The following is a 24,792-nucleotide window of genomic DNA, read 5'->3' as shown; positions in this document are numbered from 1 at the left end:
GGCAGGCTCCCAGCCTCAAGTTTTATCTGGATACACGTTTTACCCTGGACAGTAGCGTTGGGCCGACTCCCGACATTGCCCAAGAATTTCGCAAGAAAACCAGTTCCCCAAGAGCCACAAAGAAGGTAGGACACCGTGAACCCGGTAATCAAAAAATTTCAGTTCGGTCAGTCGACCGTAACCCTCGAGACTGGCCGCATCGCCCGTCAGGCTTCCGGCGCAGTATTGGTCACCGTTGACGACGACGTCAGCGTGTTGGTGACTGTCGTTGGTGCCAAGCAAGCAGATCCAGGCAAGGGCTTCTTCCCTCTGTCCGTTCACTACCAGGAAAAGACTTACGCTGCCGGTAAGATCCCTGGCGGTTTCTTCAAGCGCGAAGGCCGTCCTTCCGAGAAAGAAACCCTGACTTCCCGACTGATCGACCGTCCGATCCGTCCGCTGTTCCCCGAAGGCTTCATGAACGAAGTGCAGGTTGTCTGCACCGTCGTCTCCACCAGCAAGAAAACCGATCCGGACGTCGCTGCGATGATCGGTACCTCGGCTGCCCTGGCGATCTCCGGCATTCCTTTCGATGGCCCGATCGGCGCTGCCCGTGTTGCCTACCACCCTGACACCGGCTACCTGCTGAACCCGACCTATGAGCAACTCAAGGCTTCGAGCCTGGACATGGTCGTAGCCGGTACTAGCGAAGCTGTGCTGATGGTGGAATCCGAAGCCAAAGAGCTGACCGAAGACCAGATGCTGGGCGCCGTATTGTTCGCCCACGACGAGTTCCAGGTCGTCATCAACGCCGTCAAGGAACTGGCTGCCGAAGCCGCCAAGCCAACCTGGGCCTGGGCGCCGCAAGCAGAAGCCACCGCGCTGCTGGGCGACATCCGTGCCGAGTTCGGCGAAGCGATCTCCCAGGCCTACACCATCACCGTCAAGGCCGACCGTTACGCTCGCCTGGGCGAGCTGAAGGATCAGGTCGTGGCCAAGCTGTCGGGCGAAGAAGGCCAGCCTTCTGCCAGCGAAGTGAAAGCGGCTTTCGGTGAAATCGAATACCGCACCGTTCGTGAAAACATCGTCAACGGCAAGCCACGTATCGACGGTCGCGACACCCGCACCGTGCGTCCGCTGAATATCGAAGTCGGCGTTCTGCCCAAGACCCACGGTTCGGCCCTGTTCACTCGCGGCGAAACCCAGGCCCTGGTCGTTGCAACTCTGGGTACTGCCCGCGACGCACAGTTGCTGGACACCCTCGAAGGCGAGAAAAAAGACCCCTTCATGCTGCACTACAACTTCCCTCCGTTCTCGGTGGGCGAGTGTGGTCGCATGGGCGGCGCGGGTCGTCGTGAAATCGGTCACGGCCGCCTGGCCCGCCGTTCGGTACAGGCCATGCTGCCTGCCGCCGACGTGTTCCCGTACACCATCCGCGTGGTGTCGGAAATCACCGAATCCAACGGCTCCAGCTCCATGGCTTCGGTCTGCGGCGCTTCCCTGGCGCTGATGGACGCCGGTGTACCGATGAAGGCACCGGTTGCCGGTATCGCCATGGGTCTGGTTAAAGAAGGCGAGAAGTTCGCCGTCCTGACCGACATCCTGGGCGACGAAGACCACCTGGGCGACATGGACTTCAAAGTAGCCGGTACCGCCAAAGGCGTGACTGCGCTGCAGATGGACATCAAGATCAAGGGCATCACCGAAGAGATCATGGAGATCGCCCTGGGCCAAGCCCTGGAAGCGCGCCTGAACATCCTCGGCCAGATGAACCAGATCATTGCTCAGTCCCGCACCGAGCTGTCGGAAAATGCTCCGACCATGATCGCGATGAAAATCGACACCGACAAAATCCGTGATGTCATCGGTAAAGGCGGCGCGACCATCCGTGCGATCTGCGAAGAAACCAAGGCTTCGATCGACATCGAAGACGACGGTTCGATCAAGATCTTCGGCGAAACCAAGGAAGCTGCTGAAGCTGCACGCCAGCGCGTTCTGGGCATCACCGCCGAAGCCGAGATCGGCAAGATCTACGTCGGCAAGGTTGAGCGCATCGTCGACTTCGGCGCATTCGTCAACATCCTGCCGGGCAAGGATGGCCTGGTTCACATCTCCATGCTGAGCGACGCTCGCGTTGAGAAAGTGACCGACATTCTGAAAGAAGGCCAGGAAGTGGAAGTGTTGGTACTGGACGTGGACAACCGCGGCCGTATCAAGCTGTCCATCAAGGACGTCGCAGCAGCCAAGGCTTCGGGCGTTTAATCACGCGTTGACCTGGTAGAGAAAAGCCCCGCCGCGAAAGCTGCGGGGTTTTTTTTTGCCCGCGACAAATTGAGGCGCGCCCGCGAGTTGCTTGACCTGAAGGTCAGTGCTAGGTTTAGCCCACTGCCCGTGTAGCTCAGCCGGTAGAGCAGCGCACTCGTAACGCGAAGGTCGCAGGTTCGATTCCTGTCTCGGGCACCAGCGATACCTTGTTTTCAGATGATCCCGAATGGTTCTGAAGGCCAGACAAACCGGTCTGTAAGCGGTTTTTTGCGTCAGAGAGATCCTTGATGATCCAGATCCATCTTCCATTCCCCCGATCAGCGAGAACGACATGAGCGTTAAAGCATTGGACCCGCAAGCCCGCCACGAAGAAGCCCTCAAGAAGTACATGCTTGATGCGCCACAGCTGTTGGACGAAATCAAGGACCTGAGCGCCGACGATCAGAAGGACCAGATCCAATGGGCCTTCGAGGACGAAGCCGAGGCGCAGGGGCTACAGCCCTGGGAACTGACCCTCAAGTACACCGCCAGCCCAGAAGCATTTGAAGCCGAGCGCCTTGTACTGCACAAGGAAGCGGCCGAAGTGCTGGGCGTGGAATGGGACGAATACTGCGAGATGAATAATCTGGTGGTCTAGCGCTGCAAGTTTGAAGCCGCAAGCTACAAGCTCAAGCCAATCCCTTGCAGCTTGTAGCTCGCAACTTTAGCGGCTTAAAGGCTAAGCCTCATCGACAGGTCTACTGCTTTTACGTCTTTGGTCATCGAGCCGATGGAAATGTAATCCACGCCCGTTTCCGCAATGGGCCGCAGGGTGCTTTCGTTGATTCCGCCGCTGGCCTCCAGCTTGGCTTTGCCCGCGTTCAGGCGCACCGCTTCGTGCATATCGTCGTGGCTCAGTTCGTCGAGCATGATGATGTCGGCGCCGGCGGCCAGGGCTTGCTGCAACTCCCCGAGGTTTTCCACTTCCACTTCCACCGGTTTGCCCGGGGCGATTTTGTGCGCGGCGGCAATGGCCTGGGCGATCCCGCCACAGGCGGCGATATGGTTTTCCTTTATCAGGAAGGCGTCATACAGGCCGATGCGGTGGTTGTGGCAGCCGCCACAGGTCACCGCGTATTTTTGCGCCAGGCGCAGGCCCGGCAGGGTCTTGCGCGTATCGAGCAACTTGACCCGGGTATCGGCGACCATGTCCGCCAAAAACTGCGCGCGCGTTGCCACGCCGCTGAGCAATTGCAGGAAGTTCAGCGCACTGCGCTCGCCGCTGAGCAATGAGCGCGCCGGCCCTTCGAGGTGGAACAGCGCCTGGTTGGGGCTTACACGCTCGCCGTCGTGTACTTGCCAATGCACTGCCACGCGTGGGTCCAACTGCCGGAACACCGCATCGACCCACGCCGTGCCGCTGATGGTGGCGCTGTCGCGGGTGATGATGGTGGCTTTGGCCAGGCGTTCGGTGGGGATCAATTGGGCGGTGATGTCGCCGCTGCCGATGTCTTCGAGCAACGCACGGCGCACGTTCGCTTCGATTTCGGTGGACAGGTCGGCGAGACGAAGATTAGGCATAACGGGCTCCACAAACAAAGTGGCCCGATTATAGGGGCATGCCAGCGTCCAACCCAAGGCGACAAATGCCCTGGCGCTTGGTTTCGTCGGGGTTTATCGCACCGTCACATAATTGCCGTAAAAGCTAATTTCCACTCAGCTGCAGAGGATGCTGGCACAAGTGCCATCTTTTACCGATAGTCCGCCCGGTATTTGACGTCATAGCTTTGACGTCCCTGTTTTCGGCCCGCGCATCCCTGTGCATCCTGGCCGTTTCAGTGGCACCGATCTTTAAATCACCGTTCCAGGAGGCTTGGATGCACAACGACGGGAATGTGGTGCCTTTGCACAAAGGCACTGCCGATCAGGCGAATCCTTCGCCGCTCGCCCGCCTGCCGGTGATTCTGATTCAGGTGCGTGACAAGGCCGCCCAGCAACTGCGCCATGGCCTGCAAGCGCTCTTCGACAATGCCGACGACACCCTCTTCGAGATGGCCGACCGGGCGCTGAACAATGTTGAACAGAACACCTTCTTTGAAGCCATGCGCGACCTGCGCCTCAAGCGCAAAAGCATCGAACGCGGCTTTCTTGAGCAATTCTTCGCCGCTTGTGCCGGGCTGACCCACTACGACCTGGCCCAAGTGTCCTTGCCGGTGGCGGGCGCTTTCGACCCCTCAACCCAGGTGCGCGATGACGACCTGGAGCGCGCCGTGGCCGTGGACGCCATGGTCGCCCGGGTACTGAGCCGAGAGGGCCTTGCCCTGGGCCAATTGACCGCGCGCCTCAACGCCTTGCTGGGCAAGCGCCTGGACGAGCGCCACAACCCCATGGGCCCGGCGTTGCTCTGCGAGTACTTCTTGCAGGCGGGGCGCAACCTGGGGGTGGAGATCAAGGTCAAGCTGATCCTGCTCAAGCTGTTCGAGAAGTACGTGCTCAGCGAAAGCGACCAGCTCTACGGCGACGCCAACCAACTGCTGATCGCCACCGGCGTGCTACCCCAGCTCAAGGCCGCGCCGGGGCGCCGCAGCACGGTGGAGGCCGAGCCACACCCAGCACCGGCCGCCACTGCGCAGGGGGCCTGTGACGAGCAGGTCGAGGAAGTCTTCCGCGCCTTGCAGGAGCTGCTGTTCCACGTGCGCGGCAGCGTTGCGCCGACCCTGGAAGCCAGCGCCCAGGCGCAACCGATCTCCACCCGTGACCTGCTGCGCCTGCTCTCCCATTTGCAGCACTACGTGCCCGAGCCCGGCGCCCAGGAGGATTTCGACCTACGCAACCAGCTCGAACAACTGCTCACCCGTGGCAGCGTCAAGAGCGGCAAGGCCCGGGGAGTGGCGGTGGCCGATGAAGACGTTATCAACCTGATGGCCATGCTCTTTGAATTCATCCTGGCCGACCGCAACCTGCCGGAGTCCCTCAAGGCGTTGATGGGGCGCTTGCAGATCCCGATGCTCAAGGTCGCGGTGCTGGACAAAAGCTTCTTTAGCCGCGGCAACCACCCGGCGCGGCGCCTGCTCAACGAAATCGCCGCCGCGGCCCTGGGCTCGGGCGAGTGCGACGACCACCAACGTGACACCCTGTACTTGCGCATCGAACAGGTGGTGCAGCGCTTGCTCAACGATTTCGACGACGACCCGGCGATCTTCACCGAGTTGCTCGCTGAATTCATCGCCTTCACCGACGCCGAGCGCCGCCGCAGCCTGCTGCTGGAGCGGCGCACCTGTGAGGCGGACAGCACGCCACTGGACACCTCGGTTGCGGACTTGTCCGCAGGCGACCCTGGCCTGTTGCAGGTCGCCAAGCTGCGCCCCGGTTGCTGGGTCGAGTTCCAGGAAGACGAGGACAATCGCCTGCGCTGCAAGCTGATTTCCGTCCTTGAACCCCAGGGCCAATACCTGTTCGTCAACCGCACCGGGATGAAAGTGCTTAAACGCAGCCGCGCCGCCCTGGCCCTGGAGCTGCGCGACGGCACGGCCCGCCAACTCGACGATCGGCTGCTGTTCGAGCGGGCGTTGGAGTCGGTGCTGGGCAACTTGAGCCGCCTCAATCGCGGCAAGTGATCGCAACCGCGGGGCGGATCACGGCATACTGCGCCATCGCAACCCGTGCCAAGGAACCTGTATGCAGTTGGACCCCGCGAGCGGTTGGTGTCAGGGCGTGCAGTTATGCCCCTCGCCCAACTTCAATGCGCGCCCCGCGAATGAAGTCTCCCTGTTGGTCATTCACAACATCAGCTTGCCACCGGCGCAGTTCGCTACCGGCAAGGTGCAGGAGTTTTTCCAGAATCGCCTGGATGTCACGGAACATCCCTACTTTGCAGGCATCGCCGACCTGCGGGTTTCTGCGCATTTTCTGATCGAGCGCGATGGTAAGGTCACGCAGTTCGTGTCCTGCCTGGACCGCGCCTGGCACGCCGGCGTGTCGTCGTTCGAGGGGCGCGAGGGGTGCAACGATTTTTCCCTGGGGATCGAGCTGGAGGGCACGGATGACCAACCCTTCAGCGACGCCCAGTACCACGCGTTGGTCGCCCTTACCCGGCAGTTGCAAGGGGTGTTCAGCGCCATCACCACGCAGCGTATTTGCGGTCACAGCGATATTGCCCCCGGGCGCAAGACCGACCCGGGGCCGGCGTTCGATTGGCCACGCTATCGCCGGGCCTTGAATGAGGGAGAAGGACAATGAGTTTTCTGGTGTTGCTATTGGCGGTGCTGGTCGAGAAATTCTCGGCCCTGCGCCAGCGTCTCCAGCGCGACAGCGGCTGGGTACGCGAACTGAACAAACTGGAGGCCGGCAAACGCCTGGGCAACCAGCCCTGGCTGGTGCTGGCGGTGATGATCCTGCTGCCGGTGGCCGTGCTGGGCCTGTTGTTGCTGGTGCTGGAACCCGTGGCCTATGGCCTGTTGGCATTGCCGATCCATCTGCTGGTGGTGATCTACAGCCTGGGACGCGGGGATCTGCTCGGGGAGTTGGGGCCGTTTCGCGATGCCTGGCGCCGTGAAGACCTGCAAGCGGCGGCCCACGTCGCCCAGCGCGACCTGAACATTGGCGCCGACAGCGGCGAGCAGTTGCTGGAGCGGGTCCAGGGGCACTTGCTGTGGCAGGCCTACCAAAGCTTCTTCACGGTGATTTTCTGGTACTTCCTGCTGGGGCCGGTGGCGGCGTTGAGCTATCGCCTGCTGGCGTTAGCCGCTGAACAGGGCAAGAGCACGGCCCTGATCGAACGCGCCAGCCAACTGCGCCATGCCTTCGATTGGCTGCCGGTGCGCCTGCTGGCCGCCAGTTTCGCCCTGGTGGGCAACTTTGCGGCAGTCAGCCGGGTGATGCTGCACGAATTACTCAACTGGCACATCAGCGCCGCGCAGCTGATCGAAAAGGCCGGGTTGGCCGGGGCCGAAATCCCGCCCCCAGAGACTGGCGCCGAAGGCATCGCCAGCCTGGACCGCATCTGGGAACTGCTGCTACGCGCCGCTGTGCTCTGGTATGCCACTTTTGCCCTGTGGACCGTGCTGCTGTAGGCGCTTTGTCGCACCTGCCGGTCGGCGCTGCACTCCCGACCGGCGGTTAACCTTAAGTTACAAAACTCCCTGCTGATTTGAGTTATACAAGCATCTGCGTTCAGTAGTGGCTTTTTGCTGCTCCTGTACGACTGCCCATAACAATAATAGGTAAGGGAGAAGTCTTTTGAAGAGCTTGCTCTATCCCGCCATCGCGCTGATGAACCGCCTGAGTTTCGGCATGAAGTTCAGCCTAATCAGCGTCTTGTTCTTCGCGCCGATGTTGGTGACCAATTTCTATCTGGTGCGTGATTCCTACCGCCAGTTCCACGCCACCCAAGTCGAACTGCAAAGCCTGGACCTGCTGGGCGCCAGCCTGGCCCTGCGCCGCGACCTGGAAACCCTGAACAACCTGGTGCAGATCAACGCCGTCCTGGGCCAGTCGGGCAAGGCCGGGGATGTGGAGGCCAAGATCGAGGCCCTGGAGCGCACGGTGCTGGAGCATTTGCAGGGCTTTCAGGCGATGGCGGTGGACCCTCAGCAGATCGAAGCCTTCGATACCAAGCGCGATGAAATGATCGCCGCGTTCAAGGCCCAGCAAGCCGAAAGCTCCCTGCAAAGCAAAAGTGCCTTGATCGGCAAGTTGCTCAGTAGCGCCCAGGTGTTCAGCCAGTTGATCGCCAGCCAGGCAGGCCTGAGTGGTGACGCCCAGAGCGATATCCGCCAACTCACTGACCTGGTGACGGCCGTTACCCCGCAAGTCACCCAGACCCTGGGCGAAGGCCGGGCCATTGGCAGTTATTCGTTGGGGCAGGGCTTCCTCAATTCCTCTTCCAGCACCCGTTTCGACGAAATTCTCCAGCAAATCGAGAAGCTTCACGCCGAGTACGGCCTCAAGGTCCAAGACGCGGTCGGCGCCAGCCCCGCCGCCCACAGCGCCCTGAGCGCCCAGGCCGATGCCAGCCAAAACTCCCTGAAGCAGGGCAGTGAGCTGTTTGAAGAACAGGTGATTATGGTCGATACCCTCGACGCACCCTGGCAGGCCTTTTACGACCAGGCCAGTACGTTGATGGCACAGACCTACCAACTCAACGACAACACGCTGAAGTTCCTCGGCGTCGAGTTGCAGCAACGCTTGGCGCAAAACCGCACCCACATGGTGCTGCTGGTGGTGGCGTTGGCAGCGGTGTTCCTACTGATTGTCTACCTCTATGGCGGCTTCTACGCCTCGACCCGCACCACCCTGAGTCGCTTGGGCGCAGTGATGGACAAAGTGGCGGCCGGTGACATGACCGTCAGTTTCACCGCCCATAGCCGCGACGAATTGGGCGAGTTGGGCAAAGTGTTCAACGGCACCGTGGCCAAGATCCATGACCTGATCGAGTTGGTGGGCCAAACCGTGGTCGAGGTCGAGCGCCAGGCCGGGCAGGTGGAATCGGTCTCGGCCCAGAGCAACCAAGCGGTGGCCGGGCAGCGTATCCAGATCGAGCAAGTGGCCACGGCGATGAACCAGATGTCGGCCACGTCCCAGGAAGTGGCCCGCAGCGCGGCGGCGGCAGTCAGCAGCGCCCACAGCGTCAACGAAGAAACCGTCAGCGGCCGTGGCCTGGTGGCCTCGCAGCAGGGCAGCATTGCCCAATTGGCCGGCGAGATCGATCAATCGGTACTGGTGATTAACCAACTGGCCAGCGACAGCCAATCCATTAGCCGCGTGCTGGAAGTGATTAAAAGCATCGCCGAGCAAACCAACCTGCTGGCCCTCAACGCGGCCATCGAGGCCGCCCGTGCCGGCGAGCAGGGGCGAGGCTTTGCCGTGGTGGCGGACGAAGTGCGGACCCTCGCCAAACGCACTCAGCAGTCCACCGAGGAAATCGAACAAATGATCGGTAAGCTCCACACCGGTGTAGGCGCGGCGGTCAAGGCCATGGGCGTAAGCCATCAGATGGCCAATGGCACGGTGGGCCAGTCGGAAAAGGTCCAGCAAGCGCTGGAAAACATCCTCGGCGCGGTGGGCATGATCGTCGACCAGAACCAACAGATCGCCGCTGCCGTGGAGCAGCAAACCGCCGTCGCCCACGACATCGACAAGAACATCGTCGAGATCAACCGCGCCGGCGAACGCACCGCCCAGGGCGCCCACCAGACCGAAGACGCCAGCCGTCAGCTGTCGGTGCAAGTGGTGCAACTCAAGCAACTGATTAGCGCGTTCCGGGTGTGACCCGCGCCGCTACCAGCCGAACACCGCGCAGGCATTGGCGGTGCTGGCCGCCGCCAAACGCTCGGGGCTGATACCCAGGATTTCGGCCAGGGCGGTGCAGATGGCCGGCAGGTGCGCGGGGCTGTTGCGCTGGTTGGCGAACATCGCGGGGGCCATGTCCGGGGCATCGGTTTCCAGCACCACGGCTTCGAGCGGCAGGTCGGCGATGACTTTGCGCAAGCGCAGCGCCTGGGGCCAGGTGGCTGCGCCGCCCAGGCCCAGTTTGAACCCCAACTTGATGTACTCGCGGGCTTCCTCACGGCTGCCGGCGAACGCATGGACAATGCCGCCGCGCGCCAGGCGTAGGCGCTTGAGGGTGGCGATCACCGCCGCGTGGCTGCGCCGCACATGCAGCAGGGCCGGCAGTTGGAAGTCGGCCGCCAACTGCAATTGGGCCTCGAACAGCACCTGTTGGCGGTCGCGGTCCAGGTGCGGGAGAAAGTAGTCCAGGCCGATTTCGCCCACCGCGCAGAGCTGGCGCTGGCCACGCAGGCGTGTCAGCCAATCGCCCAGTTGGGCCAGGTCGGCGCTGCGGTGCGCGTCCAGGTACACCGGGTGCAGGCCCAGGGCCGCGTAGAGGTCGGCGTCGCTTTGCACCAACTCCCACACCCGCTGCCAATTGTCCTGATAGACCCCCAGCACCACCATGCGCCGCACCCCGTGGGCGCGGCACTCGGCGAGCAACGCGGGGCGATCTGCGTCGAAATCGGGGAAATCCAGGTGGGTATGGGTGTCGATCAGCTCCACGCTCACACCTCGACGATACGCTGCTTGAAAGTACGGGCGATGGCGTGCACGCCAGGCTGATAGTGCTGTTGTTCGATGGCGGCCAGAGCCAGTTGCAGGGCGGTTTGCGCGATCAGTTGATGTTGCTGGGCCATGGCGTTGACCGGCAACGGTAAAAAGTCCAGCAACTGGGTGTCGCCGAAGGTGCCCAGGCGCAAGGGCCGCGATTGCAGCGGGAAGTCATGCAGGGCGTCGAACACCCCTTGCAGCAACACGTAGGAGGTGGTCACCAGCGCATCCGGCAAATGCCCCAGGCGTTGTAGCAGTTCTTCCATCAGGTGCTGGCCGCACTCGCGGCTGAAAGCGTCGCCCTGTTCGATCAAAATGTGCCCGTCGAACCCGGCCAAGGCCTGGTTGAAACCGGCGGTGCGGTCCTGGCTGATGCTCAGCTCCGGGCGTGCGCCGATCAGGGCGATATGCCGCAAGTGCGGCTGCAACAGGCTGCGGGTCAGGCTCAGGCTGGCGTCCTGGTCGTCGCTGCTGACCGAACAGAAGTGCGCCGGGTCCATCGCCCGGTCGATAGCGATGATCGGCAGGCCCTTGGCCTGGAGCTGGCGGTAGCTGTCGTCCTCGGCCGGCAGGCAACTGGCGACGAACAACGCATCGCAGCGCCGCGCGCGGAACAGTTGCAGCAATTGCCGCTCGCTGTCCGGCGCGTCGTCGGAGCTGGCGATCAGCAATTGGTAGCCGCGGGCGCGGGCACCTTGCTCCAACAGCTTGGCGATGCGTGCGTAGCTGGGGTTTTCCAGGTCCGGCAGGATGAACCCCAAGGTTCGCGTGTGCCGGCTGCGTAGCCCCGCCGCTTGCGGGTTGGGGGTGAAACCATGTTGTTCAACCACCGCTTGCACCCGCTCGACGGTGCTGCGGCTGATCCGTTGTTGTTCGGCTTTGCCGTTGATGACGTAGCTGGCGGTGGTCACGGACACACCGGCCAGTTGCGCGATATCACTGAGTTTCAAACCGGGTTTTCCTTATTGTGTGGCGCTTGTCCCGAGAGTTTGTCCAATCGTAACCGAAATCCGTAGCCGACCTAGGTCGCAGCTGTACCGACCGGCAGGGCTTCTAGGAAGATGGAATATGAAGTAACGTGCCGAGCATTCTAGATTAAACGTTTCAGCAGGCGTATTTTCAGCTGTTTGAAGCCGTGGGAAAGGTGCTGCCGATAAGCCATCCTGCGGCCGTGCTATCAAAACGCCTAATCTACAAAAATACCTAGCGCCGCCCGGCGCTGAATAGGAGAAAGCATGCTCGAACTCACCCTGGAGCAGATATCCATTGGCCAGTCGGCGGTGGATAAGCCCGCGGCCCTGCGGTTGCTCGCCGACAAACTGGTGGCCGATGGCCTGGTCGCCGAAGGCTATTTGGCCGGCTTGCAGGCCCGCGAGGCCCAGGGCTCGACCTTTCTCGGCCAAGGCATCGCCATTCCCCACGGCACCCCCGAAACCCGCCACCAGGTGTTCGCCACCGGCGTGCGCCTGCTGCAATTCCCCGAGGGCGTGGACTGGGGCGACGGCCAGATCGTTTACCTGGCCATCGGCATTGCCGCCAAGTCCGACGAACACCTGCGCCTGCTGCAACTGCTGACCCGTGCCCTGGGCGAAACAGATCTCGGCCAGGCCCTGCGCCGCGCCAGCAGCGCCGAGGCCCTGCTCAAACTGCTGCAAGGTGCGCCCCAGGAACTGGCGCTGGACGCGCAGATGATTGGCCTGGGCGTGTCGGCTGATGATTTCGAGGAACTGGTGTGGCGCGGCGCCCGCCTGCTGCGCCAGGCCGACTGCGTGAGTAACGGTTTTGCGGCGGTGTTGCAGCAAGTGGACGCCTTGCCCCTGGGCGATGGCCTGTGGTGGCTGCACAGCGAACAAACGGTCAAGCGCCCGGGGCTGGCGTTCGTCACCCCGGACAAACCCATGCGCTACCTGGGCCAGCCCCTCAGTGGCCTGTTTTGCCTGGCCAGCCTGGGGGAGGCGCATCAGGCCCTGCTCGAACGCCTGTGCGCGTTGCTGATCGAGGGGCGCGGCCATGAATTGGGGCGTGCCACCAGCCGTCGCGCGGTGCTGCAAGCCCTGGGCGGTGATGTGCCCGCCGACTGGCCCAGTGCCGCCATCGCCCTGGCCAACGCCCACGGCCTGCATGCGCGCCCGGCAAAAATCCTCGCCCAATTGGCGAAAAGCTTCGACGGCGAGGTCCGCGTGCGCATCGTCGACGGCCAGGACAGCGCCGTGTCGGCCAAGAGCCTGAGCAAACTGCTGAGCCTGGGCGCCCGCCGTGGTCAGGTGCTGGAGTTCAGCGCCGCCCCGGCCATTGCCGCCGACGCCTTGCCGGCCCTGCTCGCGGCAGTGCGCGAAGGCCTGGGCGAAGCGGTGCAGCCACTGCCCGCCGTCACCGCGCCAGCGCTGGCCGAGGCCGAACCCAGCCTCAGCGCGCCGGCCGCCGGCAGCCTGGTGCAAGGGGTGGCCGCCGCACCGGGCATCGCCATCGGCCCGGCTCATGTGCAGGTGCTGCAACCCTTCGATTACCCCGTGCGCGGCGAAACCCCGGCGATTGAGCGCGAACGTCTGCAAACCGCGTTGGGTGCGGTACGTGAAGACATTCAAGGCCTGATCCAGCGCAGCAGCGCCCAAGCCATCCGCGAGATTTTCATCACCCACCAGGAAATGCTCGACGACCCGGAGCTGGCCGGTGAGGTCGGCAGCCGCCTCCAACAAGGCGAAAGCGCCGAGGCCGCGTGGCTGGGCGTGATCGAAGCCGCTGCCCGCCAGCAGGAAGCCCTGCACGATGCCCTGCTCGCCGAGCGCGCGGCGGACCTGCGCGACATCGGCCGCCGCGTACTGGCCCAGTTGTGCGGCGTGCCGGCAGCGGTAGAGCCGCAACAGCCCTACATTCTGGTGATGGACGAAGTCGGCCCCTCGGACGTGGCGCGCCTCGACCCAGCGCGGGTCGCGGGCATCCTCACCGCCCGGGGCGGCGCCACCGCCCACAGCGCCATCGTCGCCCGCGCCCTGGGTATTCCGGCCCTGGTCGGCGCGGGCGCGGCGGTGTTGTTGTTGGCGCCGGGCACGCCGTTGCTGTTGGACGGCCAGCGTGGGCGCCTGCACGTTGCCCCGGACGCGGCGACCTTGCAGCGCGCCCAGCACGAACGCGACCACCGCGAACAACGCCTGCGCGCCGCCGCCGAGCAACGCCATCAACCGGCCCTGACCACCGACGGCCACGGCGTCGAAGTGTTCGCCAACCTCGGTGAAAGCGCCGGCGTGGCCAGCGCGGTGGAGCAGGGCGCCGAAGGCATTGGGCTGTTGCGCACCGAACTGATTTTCATGGCCCACCCGCAAGCCCCGGACGAAGCCACCCAGGAGGCCGAGTACCGCCGTGTGCTCGACGGCCTCGGCGGGCGGCCCTTGGTGGTGCGCACCCTGGATGTGGGCGGCGACAAACCGCTGCCGTATTGGCCCATCGCCAAGGAGGAAAACCCCTTCCTCGGCGTGCGTGGCATTCGCCTGACCCTGCAGCGCCCGGCCATCATGGAGGCGCAACTGCGCGCCCTGCTGCGGGCCGCCGACCACCGGCCGCTGCGCATCATGTTCCCCATGGTCGGCAGCGTCGAGGAGTGGCGCCAGGCCCGCGACATGACCGAGCGCCTGCGCCGGGACATCCCCGTGGCCGACCTGCAACTGGGGATCATGATCGAAGTGCCCTCGGCGGCGCTGCTGGCCCCGGTGCTGGCCCGCGAAGTGGACTTTTTCAGCGTCGGCACCAACGACCTGACCCAATACACCCTGGCCATCGACCGTGGCCACCCTACGCTTTCGGCCCAGGCCGATGGCCTGCACCCGGCGGTGCTGCAACTGATCGACATCACGGTGCGCGCCGCCCACGCCCATGGCAAATGGGTGGGGGTATGCGGCGAACTGGCGGCCGACCCGCTGGCGGTGCCGGTGTTGCTGGGCCTTGGGGTGGATGAGTTGAGCGTCGCGCCGCGCAGCATCGCCGAGGTCAAGGCGCGGGTGCGCGAGTTCAGCCTGGTGCAGGCGCAAACCCTGGCCCGGCAGGCCTTGGCCATGGGCAGCGCGAACGACGTGCGCCGCCTCGTGGAGGCGGTGTAATGGCGCGCATTCTCAGCCTCACCCTCAACCCGGCGCTGGACCTCACCGTGCAACTGGGCCAACTCCACCTCGGCCAGGTCAACCGCAGCGAGGCGCTGCACAGCCATGCCGCCGGTAAAGGCCTGAACGTCGCCCAAGTGCTGGCCGATTTGGGCCATCAGCTTACCGTCAGCGGTTTTCTCGGCCGGGCCAACCCGCAAGCCTTCGAGGCCCTGTTCGCCCGCCGTGGTTTTGTCGATGAATTTGTCCGCGTGCCTGGGGAAACCCGCAGCAACATCAAATTGGCCGAGGGCGACGGGCGCATCACCGACCTCAACGGCCCGGGGCCGCAGGTCAGCGCGGCGGCGCAACAGGCGTTACTCGATTGCCTGGATCAGATCGCCGTCGGCCATGACGCGGTGGTGGTCGCCGGCAGTTTGCCCCGGGGCGTCAGCGCCCAGTGGCTGCGGGCCTTGCTCCTGCGTTTGAAGGCGCTGGGCTTGAAAGTCGCCTTGGATACCAGCGGCGAGGCCCTGCGCGAAGGGCTGGCGGCGGGGCCGTGGCTGGTAAAACCCAACGCCGAAGAACTGGCCCAAGCCCTGGGCGTGGCCGTGGCCTCGCCGCAGGCCCAGGCCGCAGCGGCGCGGCGCCTGCGCGCCGAAGGGGTGGAACACGTGGTGATTTCCCAGGGCGCCGAAGGCGTGGACTGGTTCAGCGCCGCCCCGGCCTTGCGCGCCGTGCCGCCCACGGTGAGCGTGGCCAGCACCGTCGGCGCCGGGGACTCCTTGCTCGCCGGCATGCTCCACGGCCTGCTCAGCGGCCACGACGCCGAGCAGACCCTGCGCACCGCCACGGCCATCGCGGCGATGGCGGTGACGCAAATCGGTTTCGGCATCACCGGCACTGCGCAGTTGGCGCAACTTGAACAGGGCGTGCGCGTGCGCCCCCTGACCGAACAATAAGAGGGTCGCCCATGAAGTTAGCCATTGTTACTGCCTGCCCCAATGGCATGGTCACCAGCGTGCTGTGCGCGCGTTTGTTGGAAGCAGCGGCCCAGCGCCAGGGCTGGAGCGCCAGCGTTGAAGTGCATGACGCCGCGCACCCTGAGCGCCAGTTATCGGCGGCCACCCTGGACGCGGCCGAGTGGGTGCTGGTGGTCAGCAGCGGTGCGCTGGACATGACCCGGTTCGTCGGCAAACGGGTGTTGCAGTGCACCCCGGCCCAGGCCTTGCAGGACGTGGACGCGGTACTGCGCCGGGGCGCCACGCAGGCCCAGGTGTATGCGGCGCCGGCCAGCGCTGTGGCCCCCACCCAGGCCCCGCGCCTGGTGGCGGTGACCGCGTGCCCCACAGGCGTGGCCCACACCTTCATGGCCGCCGAAGCCTTGCAGCAAGCGGCCAAGCGCCTGGGCTATGAGTTGCAGGTGGAAACCCAGGGCTCGGTGGGCGCACGCAACCCGCTGAGCAGCGAGGCCATTGCCCAGGCTGAGGTGGTGCTGCTGGCCGCCGACATTGAAGTGCCCACCGAGCGCTTCGCCGGCAAGAAGATCTACCGCTGCGGCACTGGCATCGCCCTCAAACAGGCCGAAGCCACCCTCAACAAAGCCCTGGCCGAAGGCAAGCTGGAAAACGCCGCGACTGCCGCCAGCGGCCCGGCCAAAACAGAGAAAACCGGGGTCTACAAGCATTTGCTCACCGGCGTGTCGTTCATGCTGCCGATGGTGGTGGCCGGGGGGCTGTTGATTGCCTTGTCCTTTGTGTTTGGCATCAACGCCTTTAAAGAGGAGGGCACCCTGGCCGCGGCGCTGATGCAGATTGGTGGCGAGAGCGCGTTCAAGTTGATGGTGCCGCTGCTGGCGGGCTACATCGCCTATTCCATCGCCGACCGCCCGGGGCTGGCGCCGGGGATGATCGGCGGGTTGCTGGCCAGCACCTTGGGCGCGGGGTTTATCGGCGGGATCATCGCCGGGTTCCTCGCCGGTTACGCGGTGCAGGCGATCAACCGCTGGGTGCGCCTGCCGCAGAGCCTGGAAGCGCTCAAACCGATCCTTATCATTCCGCTGCTGGCCAGCCTGTTCACCGGGTTGGTGATGATCTATGTGGTGGGCAAACCGGTGGCCGGGTTGTTGGCGGGCCTGACCGCGTTTCTCGACAGCATGGGCACCACCAACGCCATCCTGCTGGGCGTGGTGCTGGGGGCGATGATGTGTGTCGACCTCGGCGGGCCGATCAATAAAGCGGCTTATGCGTTTTCCGTGGGGTTGCTGGCCTCCCAGAGCTACGCGCCGATGGCCGCCACCATGGCGGCTGGCATGGTGCCGCCCATTGGCCTGGGTATTGCCACCTTCCTGGCCCGGCGCAAGTTCGTCCAGACCGAGCGCGAGGCGGGTAAAGCGGCGTTTGTGCTGGGGCTGTGCTTTATCTCCGAAGGCGCCATCCCGTTCGCCGCCAAAGACCCCTTGCGGGTGATCCCGGCGTGCATCGCCGGCGGCGCGTTGACCGGGGCGCTGTCGATGTACCTGGGCTGCAAACTGATGGCGCCCCACGGGGGGCTGTTTGTGATGCTGATCCCCAATGCCATCAACCATGCGCTGGCGTACCTGCTGGCCATCGTGGCCGGTAGCCTGTTGACGGCGGTCAGCTACGCCCTGCTCAAGCGCCCTCACACCCAGGAGCTGGTGCTGGCCCCGACCGCCCCGTAGCCAGCAGTGCCGGCTTCATCGTGAGCAGGCACTGCTGAGGCTTGGCACCCAATCTCCTGTGGGGGCGGGCCGGCCCGTGATAGCGGTGGGTCAGGCAACCCTGCCATAGCAGGCTGTCCGCCATCGCGGGCAGGGCCCGCTCCCACAGTTGAACTGTGGTGTGGGTGGGGTTCTGATTTTCCCTCTGTGGGAGCGAGCCTGCTCGCGGTGGCGGCACGCAGTAGGGACAGCTGCTCCCACAGAGGCCCGCCGGTCAGTACACGTCGCGGCGGTAGCGGCCCTGTTCGGTGAGCCGCTCTACGGCGTCATCGCCGAGTACCTCGCGCAGTACCTGGTCCACGCCCGAGGCCATGCCTTGCAGGCTGCCGCAGACGTAGATCGCGGCGCCGTCGGCGAGCCATTGCTTGAGCGGTTCAGCGGCGTCACGCAGGCGATCCTGAACGTAGATTTTCTCCGCCTGATCGCGCGAGAAAGCCAGGTCCAGGCGTTGCAGGTCACCCTCTATCAGCCAATTCTCCAGTTCGCCTTGGCAATGGAAGTCGTGGGCGCGGTGGCGTTCGCCGAACAGCAGCCAGTTGGCCTGTTGGCCGTCGGCGATGCGTGCCTTGAGCAGGCTGCGCAACCCGGCCAGGCCCGTGCCGTTGCCCAGCAGGATCATCGGCAGCGGTTCGCTGGGCAGGTGAAAGCCGCTGTTGCGCTGCACCCGCAGGTGGAGGGCGCTGCCCACCGGGGCATATTCGGTGAGCCAACCGGAGCCCAGGCCGAGGCTGCCGCTGGCGTGGCGTTCCTGGCGCACGAGCAGTTCCAGCTCGCCGTCGGCGGCAATCGAGGCGATCGAATACTCGCGCGCGGCCAGGGGCACCAGGGCATCGACCAGGGCTTGGGCATGCAGGCCGACGAGGTGGCTGCGGTTTTCCGGTAACTGGCGGGTGGCCAGGGCCTGTTCCAGGGTTTCCAGCGAACCGTCCAATTGCACCGAGCTGTCGCCGCGCACGCCGAGGCCATCGAGCAAATGCTCCACGGCCCACGGGCAGTTGCGTGGCAGCACTTGCACCAGGTCACCGGCCAGCCAACTGCGCTTGCCCGGTGGCGTCAGCCCCAGCAGGTACACACCTGCGCCGCTGCTGTCGGGGTTGAGCAAGGTGCGTTGGCTCAGGGTCCAGGGCTCGTAGCTCGGCGCTTGCCAGAGGTCGGCCGGGGCGTGCCCGGTCAGTTGCCCCAGTTGCTGCTGCCAGTGGCGCAGGGCGTAGGCGTCGGCGCTGTCCACGTCCACCGGGGCGAACAGGGTGCTGGCGCCATGGTTGCCGAGCCAGGCGTGCAGGCGCCGGGCAAAGCCGCAGAAGTGCGGGTACTGGCGGTCGCCCAGGCCCAGCACGGCGTACTTGAGGTGGTCCAGGCCCAGGGGTTGGCCGAGGATTTTGCGTTCAAAACCGCGGGCGCTGTCCGGCGCTTCGCCGTCGCCGAAGGTGCTGACCACAAACAGGGCATGGCTAGCCCCTTGCAGGGTTTGCGCGTTGACGTCCGCCAGCGGCACCACCTGGCTCGCTACGCCCGCCGCTTGCAGTTGCCCGGCGGTTTGCCAGGCCAGTTGTTCGGCAAAACCGCTTTGGCTGGCAAACCCGATCAGCCATGCCGGGGCGTTGCTGGCGCTGGGGGCCAGGGCTTGGCGGGCTTGCTTGATCTGGCGTTTCTTGCGGCGCCGGTCCAGGTACAGCAGCCAACCGGTAATAAAGAACAGCGGCATGCTCAGGGCGGCGAGGGTCACCAGAATGCGCCCGACCAGGCCGAAGTAGCTGCCCACATGCAGGGCATAAATGCTGGCCAACAGTTGCGCCTTGAAGCTTTTATCGGCGTAGCGCTCGTGGCGGCTAACCACGCCGGTGGCCGGGTCGATGCTCAACTGGTTGAGCGCGCGGTCGTGGGGCGAGGTCTTGAGCAGGTAGAACACCGTCGCCGGTTGCCGGGGGCCGGCGGGCATGCGGATGTTGTAGGTGCTCAGGCCCGGGCCGGCGGCGCTGTAGAGGCTGCTCCACAGGGCGGCGTAATCGGCGCTCGGCGGCGGGCCGGCCGGTGGCGCACCGCGCCCGCCCTTGCGCATCTGCGCGTTGGGGGTGTCCGACAGCAATTTGTTCAAGCCATTGCTGTACCACTGATAGGACCAGGACAGCCCGGTCAGCGCCGCCAGCAGGTAGAACACCAGGCACCAGGTGCCGGCGACGGCATGCAGGTCCCAGTTGAAGCTGCGGCCTTTTTTCGCCCAGTCCAGGGTCAGCCAGGCGCGCCAGTTGCCGACCTGGCGCGGCCAGCGCAGGTACAGGCCCGAGAGGCAGAAGAAAATCAGGAGCAGGGTGCAGGCGCCGGTGATTTGCCGGCCGGTGTCGCCCATGGCCAGGAAGCGGTGTAGTTGCAGCATCAGGCCGAAGAAGCCTTGGCCACGGGCCTCGCCCAGGAAGTCGCCGGTGTAGGGGTCGAAGTAGCGCATCTCACCGCGCCGCTCCCCCGCTGGCGGGGTGAAGAACACCTTGGCGGCGTTGCCGTTTTCGGTATCGACCCACAGCATGGAGACTTTCTTGCCCGAGGCGCCTTCGACTTTTTCCACCAGTTGCACCGGTGGCAACACCCCCGCTACCTGCTTCTCGACGTGCAGCACTTGGGGGTTGAGCGCGCGCAGGATTTCGTCCTGAAACGACACTGCCGCCCCGGTGATGCCCATCAAGGCCAGGACCAGTCCGGCACTGATGCCAAAGAACCAGTGCAACTGGAACAGGGTTTTCTTCAACACATCCACCGCCTCGCCCGTGTGGGCCCATTTTTCACGGCGCGCATTATGCCGTGGGGTTTCGAGAAACATTCTTCTTTACACACAAAAGCCCCACGCATTTGGGGGCGTGAGGCTTTGGCCGTCGCAAGCGGGCTTGCCCGCGCTCTTGTGCCTAGTTCGACACGGGATGAGGGCCGCTGCGCAGCCCGCTTGCTACCGGCTGACCCATCAGAAATGGAAGTTGGTGCTGATTAGCGCTGTACGGCCCGGTGCCTGGTTGGCGAAGTGGGTCGAGAAGGCCTTGTCGTAGTAGCGCTCGTCCGTGAGGTTTTGCACGTTGAGTTGCAGGTCGACGTTCTTGGTCAGTTTGTAGCTGGCCATGGCGTCGTAGCGCACATAGGAATCGACCATGGTGGTGTTGGCCGCACTGCCGAACACTTCATCGACGTAGAACGCGCCGCCGCCCAGGGTCAGTTTCGGGGTGACGTTGTAAGTGGTCCACAGGCTGGCACTGTTGCGTGGGGTGTTAGGCAACTGGTTGCCGTCGTTGGCTTTATTCACGTCGCCGCCATCGACCTGCTTGCCGTCCATGTAGGCGTAGCCGGCGAACACTTGCCATTGCTCGGTGAGTTTGCCGCTGGCCGACAGTTCCAGGCCATCGACGCGGGTGGTACCGACGTTCTCGTAGGAGGTGGTATTGACCTGGACGCGGGCGTTGTCTTTCTCGGTGCGGAAGATTGCAGCGGTCAGGGACAGGCGATCGTGGAACAGGTCCCACTTGGTGCCGATCTCGTAGTTACTGGTTTCTTCAGGTTCCATGTCGCTGCTCAGCAGGTTGCCGGTGCGGTCGCTGCTGTTGGGCAACAGGTTGCCTTCCATGCCTTCGCCCAGGGTCGCGCCCGGTGGCGTGGCCGAGGTGGCGTAGGAGGCGTAGATGCTGCCGTTTTCGGTGGGCTTGAACACCACGCCGAACTGGCCGGTGACGAACTCGCTGGTGTCCTTGCCCTTGGCGACCACGCCGTTCTTGTTCACCAGGGTGGCGCCGTTTTTGTCGTAGCTGTCGTATTCGGTGTCGAAGTGGTCGTAGCGCAGGCCCATGTTCACCAGCCATTGCGACGACAGCTCGAGGGTGTCGAACACGTAGATCGCCCGGGTTTTGCCGGTGGTGTCGGTGCCGGCGCGGTTGCGCGAGATGGCGCCGTTCCAGTTGTCGTTGGGGTTCGGGTTGCTCAGGCTGGTGCAGTTGAAACCGCTGGGCGTGCCGATCATCGCCGGGGTGCACTTGGAGCTGTTGTCCGCCGGGGTGGAGCCGGGGGTGGTGTCGGTATCGACGTTGTACGAGCTCTTGACGCTCTTCTCGCGGCTCAACTCGATACCGGTGGAGAAGCTGTTCTTGAAGCCGGCGATGTACACGTCACCAAACAGGTCGGTCTGGTTGGTGGTGGTGGCGGTGTTACTTACGCGGCTGTTGATGCGGCGCCACACGGTGCCGTTGTTGACGTTGCCCTTGCTGTCGTCGGGCTGGGTCAGGATGTAGTCCTGCAGGCTGTTGCCGTGGCGCAGGGTGTTCTTGACGGTTAGCGCGTCGGTGAGGTCATGCTCGATGGCGAAGGTGGTGGTGTCGGTGCGGGTCTTGCGGAAGTCGCGGTTGGCCAGGCCATAAAAGTTGCTGCTGTCGCCACCGGCCCAGGGTTTGTCCGGGTTGGATTTGTTGCGGTCGGCAGGCTTGCCCGACGCCGGCATGGTGTACGGCACGCCCGAGTCGGGCAGGTCGTTGCTTTCGAGGTGGTAGTAGTCGAGGTTGACGCGGGTGTCGGTGCCCAGGCCAAAGGCCAGCGATGGCGCGATGCCCCAGCGGTCGTAGTCGACTTTGTCGCGCCCGGCGACGTTGCTTTCGTGGCTCATCAGGTTCAGGCGCCCGGCGGCGGTGTCCGAGAACTGGTAGTTGCCATCGAGTGTGTAGCGCTGGGTCTGGTCCGAACCCCAGGTGAAGCCGCCATCGAAGCTGTTGCCCAGGTGTGCTTTTTTGCTCACCAGGTTGATGGTGCCGCCGGCCGCGCCACGCCCGCCAATGGCCGAGTTCGGGCCTTTGCTCACTTCGATCGATTCCACGGCGAAGATCTCGCGGCTCTGTGAGCCGGTGTCGCGCACGCCGTCCAGGTAGGTGTCGCCCTGGGCGTCAAAACCACGGATGAACGGGCGGTCGCCCTGGGGGTTGCCGCCTTCGCCGGCGCCGAAGGTGATGCCCGGCACGGTGCGCAGGGCGTCCTGCATCGACAGCGCGCCGGTGTCCTTGAGCACTTGCTGCGGGATCACCGTGACCGAGCGCGGCGTGTCCACCAGTGGCGCGGTGTATTTGGGCGACGAAGCCTTCTGCACTTGGTAGGAGGTTGGCTCCTGGAATTCACCCACCACAGGGGTGGCGTCCAACGCGATGGCGTTGCGCGGCGCCTTTTCATCGGTCTTTTCGGCGGCGTGGGCCATGTGGGCCGCGGATGTGGCGGTGAGCGCCACGCCAATGGCCGAAGCGAGTAGACGCGGTGAGCTGACAGGCAGTTGTGGTAGTTGACGCGACATGTGAATTCCCCTCCCCAAGGATTTGAGGCCGCGGAATATAGGTCAAACAAGTATCGGTATCAATTGAGAGGCATTGCTATTTGCACTGAATTTACGTTCTTTACAATTGGCCTTTACGGTTTTTACATTCTCGTTCGTCTATGGCGTTTTACAGGGCCAATAAGAATCAATACCATTGCGCTCCTTTCGCTCTCAGGTGCCCGCGCCATGTTGCTGCATATCCCCGGTCTGTTTTCCCGTGACGAGGTGGCCCGTATCCGCGAGGCCCTGGAAACCGCCGACTGGGCGGACGGCAAGATCACCGCGGGCTATCAGTCGGCCAAGGCCAAGCACAACCTGCAATTGCCCGAAGGCCACCCGCTAGGCAAGGAAATCGGCACCGCCATGCTCGAGCGCCTGTGGCAGAACCCGCAGTTCATGTCGGCGGCGCTGCCCCATAAGGTCTTCCCGCCGCTGGTCAACTGCTACACCGCGGGCGGCAGTTTCGATTTCCATATCGACAACGCCGTGCGCCAGCCCCGGGGCAGCGCCGAGCGGGTGCGCACCGACCTGTCCTCGACCCTGTTCTTCAGCGACCCGGACGAATACGACGGCGGCGAGCTGGAAATCCAGGACACCTACGGCACGCAACGGGTCAAGCTGCCGGCCGGCGACCTGGTGCTGTACCCCGGCACGAGCTTGCACAAGGTCAACGCCGTGACCCGTGGCGCCCGCTACGCCTCCTTCTTCTGGACGCAAAGCCTGGTGCGCGAAGACAGCCAGCGCGCCTTGCTGTTTGAAATGGACGGCGCCATCCAGCAACTGACCCAGGACCTGCCCGACCACCCGTCGCTGATCCGCCTCACCGGCACTTACCACAACCTGCTGCGGCGCTGGGTCGAGGTGTAAGCCGTGAATTTTCAACTGCGCCGCGAGGAAGTGCTGAACCTGGCGCAACTGCGGGCCATGCTGGCCGAGAGTCCGGTGCGCGCCGCCCAGGCGATTCTGGTGGCGGCCCGAGCCAATGTGCCCGACGCCCAGGCCTTGCTCGGGCAGATCCTCCTCGACGGCCAGGGCATCGAAAAAGACCCGGCCCTGGCCCTGCGCTGGTTTGGGATCGCCGCCAATGGCGGCCACTTGATGGCACGCAACATGCTCGGCCGTTGCCATGAGCACGGCTGGGGCTGCACCGCCAACGCCAGCGTTGCCGCCGGCCATTACCGCCGCGCCGCCGAGGCCGGGCTGGACTGGGGCCTGTACAACTACGCCAACCTGTTGGCCACCGGGCGCGGGGTGGTGCAAGACCAGGCCCACGCCTTGGCCTGCTACCGCCGCGCCGCCGAACTGGGCCACGCTAAATCCATGAACCTGCTGGGGCGCTACCTGGAAGAGGGCCAGCACTGCCCGGCCGACCCGGTCGCGGCGTTGGAGTGGTACCGGCGTTCTGCCGAGGCAGGGGATTTTCGCGGGCAATTCAGCTATGGCGTGGTGATGGTAGAGCGGGGGCGGATCGAGGAAGGGCTCGTTTGGTTGCGCCAGGCCTTGGTGCTGGGCAACTTGAATTTCTTACGGGTGGCCAGCCAGGCCCTGGGCCAGGCACCCCAACCGCAGGTCAGGGCCTTGGCCCAGGAATATGCGTTGCGACGGATACAGCTGGAGCAGTTGCAAGCCTGAGGCTCAGTGGCGGGGCGGTTCCCCATCCTGGGGCAAGGCAGAGTCTGCACCGCTCTGCCCTTGCCCCCAGATAGTTACTCTGAGGTTGCCGAACTTAAGTTCGCCACTGTGCTCGCAGCGTCTCCAGGTGTTTGCGCAACAATGCCGCGTGCACGACGAATGTTTGTATGGTTGCCGCACGATCGTTGGTAGGAACCGCTCCAATAATTTCTAGGAACTTATTTACTGACTCGGCGATCGTTCCAGCTTCCCGCTCATAGGCCTCCCGGGGAGTGACGATACTTTGTACTTCGATCAGTTGCTCTTTGCGTTGTACGTAATCCTTAATGGTGTTGTTGGTTGTGGCCAGATCCTGGCGCCGTGTATCCAGGCGCATTTGCACGCTCTTCCTGGCTTCAATAAGATGGCTGTATTTCATCGCCTCGCTGACTTTGTCCAGCACTTTTGCGGTAATGCTCAGTGCGGCTTTAATCAACTCGATCTTCGGGTTGGTTAAATTGGCACCCGCCAAGGATTCGGCCGTTAGCAATAAATCCTTGAGAATACCGAAGACGTCCTTGGCCTCAATGATTTTAATTGGGCGGTTGCAGGAGCTGAGTGCAACACGGTTATTGAATTGAAGCCGGAGCATCATGCCGCATAGCCATGGCTGCTTGCATCACCTCGCCTATGACCTCGATAGGACATTTGAAGTCGAAACGCTT

Annotated in this window: 17 protein-coding genes and 1 tRNA gene; 12 read left to right on the top strand and 6 right to left on the bottom strand. The window is 64.0% G+C overall.

Annotation, left to right across the window (positions count from 1 at the left end; all coding sequences use genetic code 11):
• Positions 1-135: 135 nt before the first annotated feature.
• From pnp to AC19YR_RS11870, 3 genes are all read left to right on the top strand, one after another.
• Entirely contained in the window at positions 136-2,241 is a 2,106-nt protein-coding gene (gene pnp, locus AC19YR_RS11880; protein ID WP_500598570.1) for a polyribonucleotide nucleotidyltransferase, read from the top strand.
• Positions 2,242-2,366: 125 nt separating this feature from the next.
• Positions 2,367-2,442 (top strand) — tRNA-Thr (locus AC19YR_RS11875).
• Between the two features lie 133 nt (positions 2,443-2,575).
• On the top strand, positions 2,576-2,881 hold the full coding sequence (locus tag AC19YR_RS11870) for a DUF6388 family protein (protein WP_095105910.1): 306 nt from the start codon (positions 2,576-2,578) through the stop codon (positions 2,879-2,881).
• A 74-nt stretch (positions 2,882-2,955) separates the two neighbouring features.
• Here the strand turns inward: AC19YR_RS11870 and nadC are convergent, their stop codons facing one another.
• Positions 2,956-3,804, bottom strand: coding sequence for a carboxylating nicotinate-nucleotide diphosphorylase (nadC, locus tag AC19YR_RS11865; RefSeq protein WP_500598568.1), 849 nt, complete (start codon positions 3,802-3,804; stop codon positions 2,956-2,958).
• A 296-nt stretch (positions 3,805-4,100) separates the two neighbouring features.
• Here nadC and AC19YR_RS11860 point away from each other — a divergent pair, with 296 nt between their 5' ends.
• The 4 genes from AC19YR_RS11860 to AC19YR_RS11845 all read left to right on the top strand — a co-directional run bounded on the left by AC19YR_RS11860 (position 4,101) and on the right by AC19YR_RS11845 (position 9,492).
• A complete protein-coding gene (locus AC19YR_RS11860) occupies positions 4,101-5,840 on the top strand; it encodes a DUF1631 domain-containing protein (protein WP_500598566.1) in 1,740 nt (579 codons plus the stop codon).
• Positions 5,841-5,901: 61 nt separating this feature from the next.
• Positions 5,902-6,462 (top strand): 1,6-anhydro-N-acetylmuramyl-L-alanine amidase AmpD, encoded by a 561-nt coding sequence (ampD, locus tag AC19YR_RS11855; protein WP_095105916.1) that lies wholly within the window; start codon positions 5,902-5,904, stop codon positions 6,460-6,462.
• Positions 6,459-7,295, top strand: coding sequence for a regulatory signaling modulator protein AmpE (ampE, locus tag AC19YR_RS11850; protein ID WP_095105918.1), 837 nt, complete (start codon positions 6,459-6,461; stop codon positions 7,293-7,295). Before ampD ends, ampE begins: the two co-directional genes overlap by 4 nt.
• Before the next feature lie 166 nt (positions 7,296-7,461).
• Positions 7,462-9,492: a methyl-accepting chemotaxis protein gene (locus AC19YR_RS11845; RefSeq protein WP_500598564.1), complete on the top strand. Its 2,031-nt coding sequence runs from the start codon at positions 7,462-7,464 to the stop codon at positions 9,490-9,492.
• A gap of 9 nt (positions 9,493-9,501) precedes the next feature.
• On the opposite strand, the gene AC19YR_RS11840 is transcribed toward AC19YR_RS11845, so the two are convergent.
• Together AC19YR_RS11840 and cra are read right to left on the bottom strand one after the other, a co-directional pair.
• Positions 9,502-10,278, bottom strand: a complete 777-nt coding sequence (locus AC19YR_RS11840) for a TatD family hydrolase (protein ID WP_095105923.1) — start codon at positions 10,276-10,278, stop codon at positions 9,502-9,504.
• Positions 10,279-10,280: 2 nt separating this feature from the next.
• Positions 10,281-11,276 carry a catabolite repressor/activator gene (gene cra, locus AC19YR_RS11835; protein ID WP_500598562.1) on the bottom strand — a complete coding sequence of 332 codons (996 nt, stop codon included), beginning with the start codon at positions 11,274-11,276 and terminating at the stop codon, positions 10,281-10,283.
• Between the two features lie 285 nt (positions 11,277-11,561).
• Between cra and ptsP the strand changes: the two genes are divergently transcribed.
• The 3 genes from ptsP to AC19YR_RS11820 are packed head-to-tail and all read left to right on the top strand — an operon-like array spanning position 11,562 to position 17,097.
• Positions 11,562-14,417 (top strand): phosphoenolpyruvate--protein phosphotransferase, encoded by a 2,856-nt coding sequence (gene ptsP / locus AC19YR_RS11830; protein WP_095105930.1) that lies wholly within the window; start codon positions 11,562-11,564, stop codon positions 14,415-14,417.
• Positions 14,417-15,358 carry a 1-phosphofructokinase gene (gene pfkB, locus AC19YR_RS11825; RefSeq protein ID WP_095105938.1) on the top strand — a complete coding sequence of 314 codons (942 nt, stop codon included), beginning with the start codon at positions 14,417-14,419 and terminating at the stop codon, positions 15,356-15,358. The genes ptsP and pfkB overlap by 1 nt, the downstream gene beginning before the upstream one ends.
• A gap of 11 nt (positions 15,359-15,369) precedes the next feature.
• On the top strand, positions 15,370-17,097 hold the full coding sequence (locus AC19YR_RS11820) for a PTS fructose-like transporter subunit IIB (RefSeq protein WP_500598559.1): 1,728 nt from the start codon (positions 15,370-15,372) through the stop codon (positions 17,095-17,097).
• A 253-nt stretch (positions 17,098-17,350) separates the two neighbouring features.
• Here the strand turns inward: AC19YR_RS11820 and AC19YR_RS11815 are convergent, their stop codons facing one another.
• Together AC19YR_RS11815 and AC19YR_RS11810 are read right to left on the bottom strand one after the other, a co-directional pair.
• Positions 17,351-19,879 carry a PepSY domain-containing protein gene (locus tag AC19YR_RS11815; RefSeq protein WP_500598630.1) on the bottom strand — a complete coding sequence of 843 codons (2,529 nt, stop codon included), beginning with the start codon at positions 19,877-19,879 and terminating at the stop codon, positions 17,351-17,353.
• A gap of 207 nt (positions 19,880-20,086) precedes the next feature.
• A complete protein-coding gene (locus tag AC19YR_RS11810) occupies positions 20,087-22,435 on the bottom strand; it encodes a TonB-dependent receptor (RefSeq protein WP_095105941.1) in 2,349 nt (782 codons plus the stop codon).
• Between the two features lie 207 nt (positions 22,436-22,642).
• On the opposite strand from AC19YR_RS11810, the gene AC19YR_RS11805 reads away from it, so the two are divergent.
• Positions 22,643-23,323: a Fe2+-dependent dioxygenase gene (locus tag AC19YR_RS11805; protein WP_500598557.1), complete on the top strand. Its 681-nt coding sequence runs from the start codon at positions 22,643-22,645 to the stop codon at positions 23,321-23,323.
• Positions 23,324-23,326: 3 nt separating this feature from the next.
• Positions 23,327-24,088, top strand: coding sequence for a tetratricopeptide repeat protein (locus AC19YR_RS11800; protein WP_500598555.1), 762 nt, complete (start codon positions 23,327-23,329; stop codon positions 24,086-24,088).
• Between the two features lie 94 nt (positions 24,089-24,182).
• On the opposite strand, the gene AC19YR_RS11795 is transcribed toward AC19YR_RS11800, so the two are convergent.
• Positions 24,183-24,722 carry an alpha-xenorhabdolysin family binary toxin subunit B gene (locus AC19YR_RS11795; protein ID WP_500598553.1) on the bottom strand — a complete coding sequence of 180 codons (540 nt, stop codon included), beginning with the start codon at positions 24,720-24,722 and terminating at the stop codon, positions 24,183-24,185.
• Between the last annotated feature and the right edge of the window lie 70 nt (positions 24,723-24,792).

The sequence above is a fragment of the Pseudomonas sp. MF08817 genome (genome assembly GCF_059862705.1).
This window is presented reverse-complemented; position numbering and strand designations above follow the sequence as displayed.

Bases quoted from the DNA above. Each gene is read 5' to 3' on its own strand.
- AC19YR_RS11870 (WP_095105910.1), top strand. From the start codon at position 2,576: ATGAGCGTTAAAGCATTGGACCCGCAAGCCCGCCACGAAGAAGCCCTC.
- nadC (WP_500598568.1), bottom strand. From the start codon at position 3,804: ATGCCTAATCTTCGTCTCGCCGACCTGTCCACCGAAATCGAAGCGAAC.
- AC19YR_RS11860 (WP_500598566.1), top strand. From the start codon at position 4,101: ATGCACAACGACGGGAATGTGGTGCCTTTGCACAAAGGCACTGCCGAT.
- ampD (WP_095105916.1), top strand. From the start codon at position 5,902: ATGCAGTTGGACCCCGCGAGCGGTTGGTGTCAGGGCGTGCAGTTATGC.
- ampE (WP_095105918.1), top strand. From the start codon at position 6,459: ATGAGTTTTCTGGTGTTGCTATTGGCGGTGCTGGTCGAGAAATTCTCG.
- ptsP (WP_095105930.1), top strand. From the start codon at position 11,562: ATGCTCGAACTCACCCTGGAGCAGATATCCATTGGCCAGTCGGCGGTG.
- pfkB (WP_095105938.1), top strand. From the start codon at position 14,417: ATGGCGCGCATTCTCAGCCTCACCCTCAACCCGGCGCTGGACCTCACC.
- AC19YR_RS11820 (WP_500598559.1), top strand. From the start codon at position 15,370: ATGAAGTTAGCCATTGTTACTGCCTGCCCCAATGGCATGGTCACCAGC.
- AC19YR_RS11810 (WP_095105941.1), bottom strand. From the start codon at position 22,435: ATGTCGCGTCAACTACCACAACTGCCTGTCAGCTCACCGCGTCTACTC.
- AC19YR_RS11805 (WP_500598557.1), top strand. From the start codon at position 22,643: ATGTTGCTGCATATCCCCGGTCTGTTTTCCCGTGACGAGGTGGCCCGT.
- AC19YR_RS11795 (WP_500598553.1), bottom strand. From the start codon at position 24,722: ATGATGCTCCGGCTTCAATTCAATAACCGTGTTGCACTCAGCTCCTGC.